The sequence below is a fragment of the Cognatundibacterium jejuense genome, assembly GCF_014284255.1.
Taxonomy (GTDB): Bacteria; Pseudomonadota; Gammaproteobacteria; order Burkholderiales; family Burkholderiaceae_D; genus Undibacterium; species Undibacterium jejuense.
Map to the genome: position 1 here is coordinate 184,057 of NZ_JACOFV010000009.1, position 12,322 is coordinate 196,378.

The 12,322-nt window shown below is 42.6% G+C and carries 12 protein-coding genes; 7 read left to right on the forward strand and 5 right to left on the reverse strand.

The window, feature by feature from the left end:
• Position 1: 1 nt before the first annotated feature.
• Positions 2–1,168 (reverse strand): GGDEF domain-containing protein, encoded by a 1,167-nt coding sequence (locus tag H8K32_RS11270; protein ID WP_186912598.1) that lies wholly within the window; start codon positions 1,166–1,168, stop codon positions 2–4.
• A gap of 448 nt (positions 1,169–1,616) precedes the next feature.
• Between H8K32_RS11270 and H8K32_RS11275 the strand changes: the two genes are divergently transcribed.
• Together H8K32_RS11275 and H8K32_RS11280 are read left to right on the forward strand one after the other, a co-directional pair.
• Positions 1,617–2,213, forward strand: a complete 597-nt coding sequence (locus H8K32_RS11275; RefSeq protein WP_186912599.1) for a phosphorylase family protein — start codon at positions 1,617–1,619, stop codon at positions 2,211–2,213.
• Between the two features lie 146 nt (positions 2,214–2,359).
• On the forward strand, positions 2,360–2,671 hold the full coding sequence (locus H8K32_RS11280) for a hypothetical protein (protein WP_186912600.1): 312 nt from the start codon (positions 2,360–2,362) through the stop codon (positions 2,669–2,671).
• Positions 2,672–2,819: 148 nt separating this feature from the next.
• Here H8K32_RS11280 and H8K32_RS11285 read toward each other — a convergent pair whose 3' ends face one another.
• From H8K32_RS11285 to H8K32_RS11300, 4 genes are all read right to left on the reverse strand, one after another.
• Positions 2,820–4,145, reverse strand: a complete 1,326-nt coding sequence (locus tag H8K32_RS11285) for a TolC family outer membrane protein (protein WP_186912601.1) — start codon at positions 4,143–4,145, stop codon at positions 2,820–2,822.
• A gap of 26 nt (positions 4,146–4,171) precedes the next feature.
• Positions 4,172–4,495 (reverse strand): rhodanese-like domain-containing protein, encoded by a 324-nt coding sequence (locus H8K32_RS11290; RefSeq protein WP_186912602.1) that lies wholly within the window; start codon positions 4,493–4,495, stop codon positions 4,172–4,174.
• A 25-nt stretch (positions 4,496–4,520) separates the two neighbouring features.
• Positions 4,521–5,168 (reverse strand): protein-L-isoaspartate O-methyltransferase family protein, encoded by a 648-nt coding sequence (locus tag H8K32_RS11295; RefSeq protein WP_186912603.1) that lies wholly within the window; start codon positions 5,166–5,168, stop codon positions 4,521–4,523.
• Between the two features lie 162 nt (positions 5,169–5,330).
• Entirely contained in the window at positions 5,331–5,975 is a 645-nt protein-coding gene (locus H8K32_RS11300; protein ID WP_186912604.1) for a TetR/AcrR family transcriptional regulator, read from the reverse strand.
• Between the two features lie 445 nt (positions 5,976–6,420).
• Between H8K32_RS11300 and H8K32_RS11305 the strand changes: the two genes are divergently transcribed.
• The 5 genes from H8K32_RS11305 to H8K32_RS11325 all read left to right on the forward strand — a co-directional run bounded on the left by H8K32_RS11305 (position 6,421) and on the right by H8K32_RS11325 (position 12,235).
• Positions 6,421–6,912: a helix-turn-helix domain-containing protein gene (locus H8K32_RS11305; protein ID WP_186912605.1), complete on the forward strand. Its 492-nt coding sequence runs from the start codon at positions 6,421–6,423 to the stop codon at positions 6,910–6,912.
• A gap of 107 nt (positions 6,913–7,019) precedes the next feature.
• Positions 7,020–8,018, forward strand: a complete 999-nt coding sequence (locus H8K32_RS11310) for a PDDEXK family nuclease (protein WP_186912606.1) — start codon at positions 7,020–7,022, stop codon at positions 8,016–8,018.
• The gene (locus tag H8K32_RS11315; RefSeq protein WP_186912607.1) at positions 8,015–10,408 is read left to right on the forward strand and encodes a hypothetical protein; all 2,394 of its coding nucleotides are present in this window, start codon (positions 8,015–8,017) and stop codon (positions 10,406–10,408) included. The genes H8K32_RS11310 and H8K32_RS11315 overlap by 4 nt, the downstream gene beginning before the upstream one ends.
• A complete protein-coding gene (locus tag H8K32_RS11320; RefSeq protein ID WP_186912608.1) occupies positions 10,408–11,934 on the forward strand; it encodes an ATP-binding protein in 1,527 nt (508 codons plus the stop codon). The genes H8K32_RS11315 and H8K32_RS11320 overlap by 1 nt, the downstream gene beginning before the upstream one ends.
• Before the next feature lies 1 nt (position 11,935).
• Complete coding sequence (locus H8K32_RS11325) at positions 11,936–12,235, forward strand: TniQ family protein (protein ID WP_186912609.1); 300 nt, start codon at positions 11,936–11,938, stop codon at positions 12,233–12,235.
• The last annotated feature ends 87 nt before the right edge of the window (positions 12,236–12,322 follow it).

Here is a 12,322-nt window from a genome sequence, read left to right on the forward strand (position 1 = left end):
CTTAAGCACATTTCACAACATTGCGCCCTTGTTCTTTCGCTTGATAACATGCCTTGTCGACGCGCTGAAAAGTATCTGTAGGGCTTTTATCTTTAGTCCAGTCGGCAATACCAGCACCGATACTGGCAGTAAGATAAATTTTTTGCGTCGCAATTTCGCACGGCATTTCAGCTAATACATGGCGTAAATTTTCTGCCATAGAATAGGCTAGTTCGTTCGTCACACCCGGCAAAATGGCGACAAATTCTTCTCCGCCAATGCGAGCAACCACATCGCTATCGCGCCGTATTTGTTGACGCAAAATTTGTGCAAAATGTTTGAGGCAGGCATCACCAGCCAGATGTCCATATTGGTCATTCACTTTTTTAAAAAAGTCGAGATCAATAATTAACAAACCTAACACATCATTTTTGCGTGCCGCGATCCGCCAGATATGATTCCATGTTGCCTCATAACTTCGGCGATTCGGCAAACCGGTGAGGGCATCAGTCAAAGACAATTGCGCAAGTTCAGCGCGACTTTGTATCAACATCACTTCAGTTTCGATCTGCTTTCGATATTCTTTGGCATTACCATGCAGATTCATCATCAGATAAACAAAATAGATACAGATCGCTATACCGATTGCACGCAAATCTACCGCATAAAACAAATATATAAAAGTTGGTGGTAATACAAACTCAATGATGCATAACCTCGCCTGCTGTGGATGCATGGCAAAAGAGTGGCTAGCGGCTGTGCTAAATGCAATCGTCGTAATCATCGTCACGATCACCGCATTACTGGTATGTAGCTCAATGCAAGCAGTTGACGTGGCAATACCACTCCAAATCAAAGCGCCCAGATGAATCAAGTACCATTGTTGCCGATTCCAACGCACGTATTCCTCGTGATCAGCCCCGGGAGTGGGAGGAACATGATGATAGCGCTGCCACCACAGCAATAAAAAAGCCAGCCCTGGAATCAACATTAACCAAACACGACCTTGAAAATAATCAGCCAGGCCAATAGTTAATCCGCTCGCGATCATATAAAACAACGGACCAATCAACGATCTTGTGTACAAATCACTCGTTACCCTGCGATTTTTGTACGCATCAATTTCTTGCGCAAGTCCGTACTGAGCATACTCTGTGGAAACAAGACTTGGGTCACTGATATATTGCATGAGAATAATTTCAAACGATCTGCGTGGACAAAAATGAGGTCTTTGCAGAGATTTCAAGGTGGCTTAGCAAGCCTAAAATAGGGTATTTTGATAGTACCAGTTCATCATACACATCTAAAAACAAGAAGATCAAGCGCGTTTAACAAGAAGCCACATTGGTCAGCACTATCCAAGAATATTTAACAAAAAATTTGCAGAAATGAAGTAAAAGACAATATAAAATTAAACAATATCGGCGGGAACCATAACGGCGGCGCTATCAATAGGAAAGTGGATTTAGAGTTATTTCAATTCTGCGACTCGCTCTTAGGAACCAATCTGTCGACACGCGATCGGCCAATATTTGATGCACAGCGAAGATAATTTTACAAATGTGAAACGGTACTAAGAATAGTCAAACTACAATATGCAACTCAAATAAAAACTGCGCTGCGACAATCAAAACCATATGAAAATTATTATCCTTTTTCCTACCGAAACTGAAGCCAGTTTATTCCACCGCGAGGACGTCACCAGCATGATTTCTGGCGTGGGTCTGACTGCTACCGCCTATGCAACGATGAAGGCAATACAACAGCAACCAGACATTTTAATCCTCGCTGGCATTGCCGGTGTCTTTCCTCATTCGACATTTAGTATTGGCGATGTGGTGCTGGTCAACAGTGAGGTAGAAGCTGATTTGGGTTTTTTTACACCCGCTGGTTTTGTACACATGGCAGATCTGCCAATTGATATGGTGTTTGAACGACGTCATACGCTGACTTGTGATCATTTGCCGGAGCGCCCACTCTTTCCTTTAGCGACAAGCGTTTCTGTCAATGCTGCCATGGCAGCATTTATTGACACAAGTGCCGCCGATATTGAAAATATGGAAGGAGCTGCTTTTTTTCACGTATGCCAACAAGAGCAACAACGCTTTCTTGAAATCAGAGCGATCTCAAATTATGTCAATATCGATAATGATGAGTGGGATATGCAGGGTTCCGTGAAAGCACTGACAAAAGCTTTGCATGAATTAATTGATCATTTGCAGCAGTCGATATAAATTGCAAAACAAAACCGTGATGGCATTTTCAGCATATACAACAAGCTTAAAAAACCACCTTATTTAGCCACCTTATTTAGCCACCTTATTCAGCCACCTTAATCAGGCACATTTAACAGCCACCTTTTTCTCTCCAGGAGCCCACCATGCGCATTTTTTCCGCCTTAGAATGTAGCCAACGCCTGATCATTGCCACGGCAACAGCGTGGCTTACTTGGTGCATTCTGGTAGGTATAGACGCACCATACAATCCAAATGGATTCCTGTTGATGATGTTTTGCTGTTCGGTCGTGATGTTGTTTCTGGCCTGTATTTGGGCGGTTGGGCCGATCACACCCAAAGACATGTGGCTGCCATGGAAGATTGTGGCGCAAAGTGTGATCGCGTTCTTTCCATTTTTCATGATCGTGATTTTAGGTCATTACATCGTTGTCGAAGTGAAAATTTGGTTGGCTTGAGTTTCTCTTAACATTGACAACTTTCACAGACGAAGTCTGCACCAGGATTTCGTTGTAGATCCAGGGTAGACATAAAAAAACCACTTATGTGCCGTTGCAAATAAGTGGTTTTTATTTTTATTAACGGATCTCAGTGATCTCAATGATCTCAGTGATCTAACAACATATTAATTTGAGCCAGATCATCCTCTTTCAAAATACCAGATGCCGCTTTCAAACGCAGTCCACTCATGATGGTGTCATAACGCGCTTTTGCCAGCGTCTGACGCGTTGTGTACAACTGCTGTTGCGCATTCAAAACGTCAATGTTAATTCGCACACCAACCTGGTAACCGAGCTTATTAGAATCTAACGCGGATTGGCTTGAAATTTCCGCTGCTTCATACGCCTTCACCTGTGCTAAACCGCTGGTAACACCAACGTAGGCCTGACGTGCACCAAGAGCGGCGGCGCGACGTGCCGCTTCCAAATCGTTACGAGCCTTATCTTCCAATGCAATTGCTTCAGTGACTCTGCTATTGACCGCAAAACCGGAGAAAATTGGTACGCTCCATTGCACACCGATAGAGTTTCCAGTCGAAACGCCGTTCCCATTTAAACCGCCCTGACCGCCTACAGAATTTCTCGCACGACCAGCGACCAAATCAACAGTTGGGTAGTGTCCGGCGCGATTAATTTCTATTGTGCGCTTTGCGATTTCAACTGCAACCTGAGAGGCGACGACATTGAAATTTTGTTGTTCTGCGGAAGAAACCCAATCTTCAATCCGTTCTGGTTTTGGTCCGTCTAATTTTATGCCAACCTTGAGCATAGACAAATCACCAGCTTCTTTACCTATAATTTGTTGCAAGGCCGAGCGCTTGATTTGTAAATCACTTTGACCGGCAAACTCTTGCGCGATGACCAGATCGTAACGCGCTTGTGCTTCATGCGTATCAGTAATTGTCGCAGTACCCACTTCAAAATTACGTTTTGCGGAGGCGAGTTGTTCCGAAATCGCGACTTGCTGCGCATGCAAAGTAATCAAATTATCCTGAGCTGTCAGGACATCGAAATAAGCCTGTGCAACACGAACGATTAAATCTTGCTGCGCCTGGGAAAATTGTGCATCGCTGGCAACGACTGATAATTTACCTTGTTCGTATTGCTGCCAATTGGCCCAACGAAACAATGGTTGTACCAAATTTAGTTGAACGTTATTTGCATAATTGGTACCAGACCCGCCAACCAAAGGATTATCTGAAGCGTAGTTGCTATTCGTCCGAGTGTCGCTACCAGACAGAGCAACAGTCGGCAGTAGACCAGCACGTCCTTGAGTCGGCTTCTCCAGCCCTGCCACTTGCGACGCCCGCGCACTTGCAAATTGCGCATCATTGGCAAGCGCATCTTTGTAGATTTGCAGTAAGTCTGCTGCATTTGCCTGTGCAGAAAATAAAGCACCTGCAAGCAGGGCCGCAATAACGGGATTACGCATTCAACACTCCGGATAAATAAAATAGATTAATAGGTCGGCATGTCGGTATCGACTTGCAGTGCCCACGCATGCACACCACCGGTCAGGTTAATCATTTGAGTAAAGCCCTGACGTTCCAAAAAATTGGCCACCTGCATACTGCGTCCGCCATGGTGGCAAATACAAACAATCACCGCATCTTCGTCGAGCTCGTTGAAGCGTGCAGGCACGGTTTGCATGGGCATCAATTGCACGCCGTCGATGTGACAAGTTTCATACTCCCAAGGTTCCCTTACATCGAGTAAGACCGGTGGATTTTTACTTTTGTCAGCAAGCCATGTGGCAAGTTCAGTGGCGGTGATGTTTTGCATACGATTTCTATTTTAAGTAAGGAGATTAAAATTTAAATGTCGATGCAGGCTCAACACCAGCCAGTGGTGGTAAAACTGTGTCAAACACACTGCGCTCGGTAAATCCTGAGGCAGTACGTGTTACTAATTGTGCGTGCATCATCGGCAATTGACCAACAACTGCCAACAAACGACCGCCAACATTTAACTGCTTCAGCAGGCTTTCAGGAATCAATTCCAACACACCTGCAACGACGATCACATCATAGTTGCCAGTATGCTGACCAGAAATACCATCAGCTTGCAATAGCGCGACATTGCGCACACCATCGGCATGCAGATTTTTTTCTGCTAATTCTTTTAATACTGGTGATGTTTCCAGTACCGTCACATGACGCGTCATGTGCGCTAGCAATGCTGCCAGGTAGCCAGACGCAGCGCCGATCAACAACGCAGATTCAGATTTTTTGAGACTCAGTTCTTGCACGATACGCGCTTCGACTTTTGGGTTCATCGCCTTTGAGCCATCAGGCAGTGGCAACTCAGTGTCAAAAAAAGCCAGAGTCTTTTGATCTTCCGGGAAATAATTTTCACGCTTTACAACGATCAACATATCCAAAACGTCCTTGTCCAACACGTTCCATGGACGAATTTGTTGTTCTATCATGTTGAAGCGGGCTTTTTCGATAGTCATTTCTTCACTCGATTGCAAAATTAAGGGAACCCGCATTTTATCAAAGCACATGCCTTGATTGATAATTACCGCGTTTTTTTCATGTAAACCAAGCATCTAATTACGCTCTAGGGTGTCAATTTACAGAATATTATCTAATTAACATCAGTATTTAATGCCAAGCTACGATTTCTTCAGCTTTTTTATCATCAGCCCATGCAAGGCCATTTCGATATAGTGCTCAAGATAGGTTCCCAATTTTTCTTCTTCCACCATACAAACGCCAGAAGAATGTTTCCACATCATCATCATCAACATCGGTGCAATCAGTAATCTGGCATCGATTTCTAAATCTACTTCACGAATTTCACCGCGTTGCATGCCTCGTTCCAGCATAGTTGCCACCAACTTTTCACCGCGATTGACAACTTCTTCTTGATAAAAGCGAGCAAGTTCAGGGAAATTCCCAGCTTCTGCCATCATCAACTTCGGCAAACCGGACAATTTTGTTGTCCCTATGTTTTGCCACCAGTTAGTCATCACCGTGCGGAACAACTCTTCACTATCACCGCTAAATTCACCGATCATTCCTTCTGCCTCGCCAATCAGCGGCACAATACTTTCGCGAACAACGGCCTTGAACAAATCCTCTTTGCTCGAAAAATATAGATACAGTGTCCCTTTAGACACGCCCGCAGCCTTAGCCACATCATCCAGACGTGTTGCCGCAAACCCGCGCTCAACGAACAAATCCAGAGCGGCAGCGAGCAGTTCCTGTGGGCGTGCTTCTTTGCGACGCTCCCATTTGGGTTTAAATGGACATGACATAATTTAAATAGTCTGATTTACTTTTACTGACTTATTTACTCCGTTTATCCTTTAGAAAACGCAAAACGAAGTAACTTACTTTTGAGTCAGTAATGTAATCCTCTACGAAAACACCGTCAAGCACCCAGTGCTGTTACGTACTAATAGAATTTTGAATGAAATAATAGAGTCTTGAATAGCAACCCTCTATTAGATAATAAAACCTTGAATATATTTTTCCAAATTATTCATTAAATCATTCGATTCTCAATCTGTTTCAAATCCAAAATTTTGTCATGTGTGCACATACTGCGTGGCGGGGGAACTTATTACTATCACAATGCGATGAAATGCCAAATTAGAGGTATCAAATGCAAAAAGATGGAATAAACAAATAGCAACTTTGTTTGAAAGCTCCTCTTCATTTTGATTCAGACGAATAAAAATTTTCTACAAAAGAAAATTTTTGGTTGACAAGATAAAAATCTCGTCTAAATTAATTCTTAATACAGAAATTAATAATACACTTTTAGGTTATATGAGCCCATTCTCAAATGCTTTTCGCGAACTCCGAATTTTCTGTGGTTTACGCCAGGCGGAATTTGCAGAAAAACTTGGATTTGAACAGAGTTACATCTCCGCAATCGAAATTGGTACAAAAGGACCGCCTGGGATAGATTTCGTAAACACGCTGATCATGAGATTAAATCTCGAAGAAAATTGGCAAAAACGTTTGTTTGGCTCATTGGAAATTTCTCAACGAAAAATGGTACTCCCCAGTGAAGCACCTGAAGATGTCTATAAGATGTTTAACGAATTAAGGCGTCAACTTGATAAATTACACCCATCTCAAGTTGAATTGATACAAATGGCTTTGCGACTTCCTGAGTCCATGACAATTCCAATAAATCCAGAATCACTTCCACCGAGAAGAAAAATAGCTCGAAATAAAATTTAATTCAAATATTAACCACGAATTTTAGTAGTATTTAATTCTATTTTTAGTAATTTTAAATAAAGTACTTTGATCGCTTAGCTAATAAAGTTTTAACGTCGGGAGGATATATGATTACCCCTCAGGAACAGATCAACACCGACTCAACTGGCTGGTCCCTTGGTGTTTATTCCCTTCCGACTGAGCCAATACCTAAACAACGACGAGTAAAAGTATCTACGTATACAAAATTGTATGAACATATACGTCAAGGATATGGGACAGGGCATGGCAAAAATTACAAACCGTGGTTGACGTTGACACGAAAAAATCCATCACCAACATCAAATCAAGTAGTGTCATATATGCCGCCCCTTGAAAGAACGGCTCACTACTTTTCACGAGGCGAATACCATACAGCTCTATTTTTACTCTGGTTAGGTGTCTTAGATCTTCGCGAACAATTTCCAATTTGGCCAATAGCACACCCACATCCCTTAGATGGTGCATCAGCTAGGATAAGCACAAAATTAAAATGGTCTCGAGGTCTTCTAAGTATTGCAAGAGAAGCCGACATTAAACATGGACATGAAGTTGGCTCTAAACGACCATACGTGGCAAGCATAGACCTTGTTGCAACTACTCCTTTTGGTGACAACTTTGCATTATCGTTTTTTTCGTCAAAACCAATTCATGAACCGACCGCTAAGGTTAAGTGGAGAACACTAGAGCGGCTGGAGTTAGAACGTCGTTATGCTAGAGAAGTATGTGCAAACTATTTTGTTTCAAGCTCAGCACTGATTCCACTGAGAGTTGCAAGTCAATTGGAATGGTGGATAGACTGTTCAACATTGCATTTCTGCCCAGAGTTATTAAAACTCGCGTCGAAATTTTCCGATTTTGTTAACTCGAGCCTAACTCTTTCGATCAGTGAAGCTGTTATTAGCGCAAGTACAGAATTCTCCATACCTATCGATCATGGATGGTCGTTATTTCGACATTGTGCATGGAAACAGCTAATCGATATTGATCCATCGATGCAAATTCTCACTTCGTTTCCTGTTAGAGGTGGCGGTCGAGCATTGCGCACAAAAATTCAACAGCAGCTTTTCAGGGAGAGCTGGTTATGATTGACATGAAAAACTGCATAATCGAGCCAGGAGAAATTCTCATAGGGACAGATGCTGATTCTCAAATACAAGGCCCTTATAGAGTATTGTCAATAAAGGAAAGGGTGAATCAAGTTGTCATGATTCCGATTCCTATAGGTCCAAGAAAAATGAATCCGAAGCGACAAGCTAGCTACTATGCTTTGGGATTTAAATCATTCGACCTAAAAAATATTTTATTTCTGCTTGAAACTAAGAAGTTAAAAAAAACCACTATAGAATTACCCGGACATTGGTGTTTGAGCGACGCTGATTTACGCAAACTATCACCTCCGACCAACTCCCCGTATCTCTCCCCAGAGGACCGTATAAAATCTCCACTCGAATTAAAACGAAATTTTAAATTCGAACTCATCAAACCGCTTCTTCCAAATGAATCGCTTTCTGGCGTGCTTCATCCACCAAATTTCATCCACCTAGATAGCCTTGTCAGAGCTCGCGCACGCGAGGTAAATGTAAGCCCAGGGCAAGTATTCGATGCACTGCATCGATACTACGCGTTTGGATGCATCCGCAATTCACTTCTTCCAAATACTACGGTCAAGTCTGGAGCACCAGGAGTAAGACGACTAGCCAAAAATGGCATTAAACTAGGTCGAAAAAATGCTGCAGCAAAAGCCGGAAACCAAGACCTTAAAGGAATCATACTTACGGCAAATGATATTCAAAACATTGAAGATGGTTACCTAATGTTTGTCAAACCAGGCACGTCAATCAAGCAGGCTTTTTTGTCTTTTAGTAGCACTTTCTACTGTAATAGCCATACACTTAAACATGGTTATTTAACTCCTAACTTATTGGAAGCACATTTACGCCCAACAGAAATAGAGTTCAAACACCATGGGCCTTTAGGAAAAAATTCTTCCGCAGCAGCGCGGCGCTTAATGGGTGAAGGTGAATGGGCGAAAAACTACAGGCCTTTGATAGGCACTGCTCGCGACGGCATTTCAGCAATAGGACAAGTTGGATCACTTGACGCATCACCTGTTGACGTCAATTTGGTTTCATGCCTAGATCCCTTACAACCTATTGGCGTCGGGCGTGGGCTTTTCGTACGCGATGCCTGGCTCGGTATATATTTTGGTTGGCAAATTGGATTAGACAATCTTAGAACGGATGACGCAAAACTTGCGATTTTACGTGCTGCTACGGACAAAACAGAGATTCTGTCACGTTACAATCTAGATCTACCGGCGGAAGATTTTCCCTCACTTTTTTTCACTAAATATTTATCAGACAATGGTGAGCTTCGAAGCTGCAATGGAATAGAGTCAATCGTTGACCAACTGACCTCACGTATTGAATTTATCGAAAGTGGTCGCGCTGACCGAAACAGTTCATCAGAGAGCGGTCACCACTCCCGGCATAGAAGTTTTGACCATCATCTTCCAGGCACTACAAAAGGACGACAATCAAAACGTGGTGAGCCTCTGGCTATAACCAAGGCATTGCTATCCCGGTATGAATATATACGACTACTCTTGCTTTGGATACACTGGTCTAATACAAAACAAGAGCTTCCCCTCCATATGATTCCATCAGAAATGCGACGTGAATATGCCATAAATAAAAAACCACTACCAATGACAAGAATCGGGATCTATCGGTGGGCGAAAATAAATGGCTATGTCGCTGGAAAACCAGTCGACCCGAATTATTTACGAGCTCACTTGCTTCCAAGATTCACTGCCAGCGTACAACGAAACGGGCTCATTCTACATCGCCCCAACACTGGAAATGTCGTTGAACTTCTTCACGGTGCTCGATTTAACAATGAATATTTGGCCACTTCGGGAATAATACGCGACGCGATTTCACGTGGAAAGAAACATATCGAGGTGAGTGCCGATCCTGATGATCTTTCTCACATCTTTTTTGCAGACTCCTCCGGCATTCATATTATCCCAAATATCAAAGATGATGCCCTACTCATATTGGAAGGTAGCATTCCTGATTTATGTGCAATAAATAATGCCGACAAAATCAACCACGTAGAACATGCGTCATCAAAAGATCAAGATAACGTCGACCAACAGGCGTACAGAAAAGAAGCTGAAGTGGATGCCAAAAATCGAAAAATAGCTGCAGAAAAGATTCAAGGTAAACAAAAAATGCAGCGTACTAAAGTCACAAATGTAAAAACAGCCCGGGCAGCAGAAAAGCGTTCAGCGTTAGATGAAGAAATTTTAAGACTATCAGGCGATGGTAAATTTATTAAAAAAGAAAGCCCTCAAGAAACGTCATTATTTCAACTGGAATCTACGGCTTCAGAAACCCTACCTAAAAAAAGAAATCTGGCTGATTTAATGAAAAGTCGGCTTACTAGTTTTAATAATGAAAGGAAATTTTAATGGAACATTCTGCCAATAGCACAATTCAACATTTATCTGAAAATCCTTTTTTAAATAAACTCGATAAGCATTTATCTACCAACGACTTAGAAGAGAAACTATGCTGTTGGCCAATAGCGAACATTGATACAAGGAATATCGATCTACAAACTAGACACGACTTGCTTGATTGCTTGCAGGAACAAATGTTTCAACCAACACTAACATCCTTGGACACTGCAACTCGTCTCTATCGAATGATACGCAGAGGCTATATTGGCAGAGATCCTACTTTGCTCTCATCAAGGTCACGCACGATGGCCATCGCACGCTACGCAGGAAAAGGGATAAATGATTTACCTTGGCTCCCTTCTTCAGCAAAAGGGATGCGAATTAGTGGAATTACGGGTTTAGGAAAATCTTACGAAATTCTAAGGGCATTAAAGAAACTCCCTCAAAAAATAGAGCACGGGCTCTCTGTTGCTGCTGATTGGAACCATGTTACGCAGGCGACTTGGCTTTATGTAGCTATGAGTCATGACGGATCTCTGGGTGGCCTTCTACTACAAATTCTCACTTCACTAGATCTCGCAATTGGAACAAATTATGCTAAAGATCGTAGCCTAATCAGTTTAAGCAACGAAAAACTGGCAGTTCACATAGGCATTATCTTGATAAACCACGGTGTCGGTGTGTTAGTCATCGATGAATTGCAGGGACGTAATTTTTCTGGTGGTGCGCGTGGTGGTCTCGCCGCAACCTTTTTTTTGAGACTACTCAATTTCGGAATACCTCTCGTACTCATGGGAAATCCATTTGGGATGGATGTGCTAGACACGTTTTCACAGGATATGCGCAGAATTGGGTCTGCTGGAAATATTGAAATGCATCCACTCGAAGCCACAGACTACGATTTCACTGATTGCTTAGCCCCTGCGCTGTGGCGATACAATGTAATGCCAGAACCATCCCCAATCTCGGATCCAGATGGGACTTTACTTTTCAAATACTGTGGTGGAATACGGGACTATGGCGCAAGAATTCGCGTTTCCTCACAGCGCCTTGCTCTCGATATGGGAGACCAATTTGTTACAGCAGAACATATGGAGGAAGCTTTCTGGGGTGCTGATTTTAGTGCAAGAGACCGTGACCTAATCGCTGGTTTTCGCGACAAAAACCCAATTTTACTGCAACAGTTTGAAGATATTCCTTGGGAGCGATATGCAGCACGTTGGGGCCTGTATCAGCAAAGAGCACAATCAATGCGTCAAAACACTCCTAATGCGGATAAAGATAACGTTCAAAATGGTACGCCGAATTCAGAAGTTAAACCAAGAAAATCAGTTGCACAACAAACCATTGAAAATATACGGCGCAATCGAACTAACAAAAAAAATAAGGAGATATCCCAAGAAGCTTTGATAGAAACTCTGGATCAAAACGATATGCGTTCGATTGGTTTACAAGAGTACCTTATCAGTGGCATCGAAGAATTAAGAATCAACGAAGATAATGATTCTGTCGATAATAGTCTCGTAGGAGCATAAAATGATCATTTCTACATCCAATCAGCCTTCAAAAGAATTACTTCCATTTTTTCCGGCCAGCTTACCCGATGAAACCATTGGTTCAAGAATCAGCCGCTATCACATATTGCGGGGGCAACCTACAGCCCACACGACATATAGACAGCTGTTCGACCAATCTCCTTTTAGTCTGACGACTCTCGTACAACCACACCTCGATAAGCTGGCAGCAAGGCTGCCAGGATCGCCAAAATTTAATCTTAAAACTATACAGAAAGAAAATGAGCTTCCCCCGAAATTTAGTTCCCCAAAGGTGACGTAAAATAAACGTAACTTTGGAAAGACAAATGATGAACAGGATACCAAAAAAAGCTTACACCACCGAGTTTAAAGAACTGGCCGTTAAACG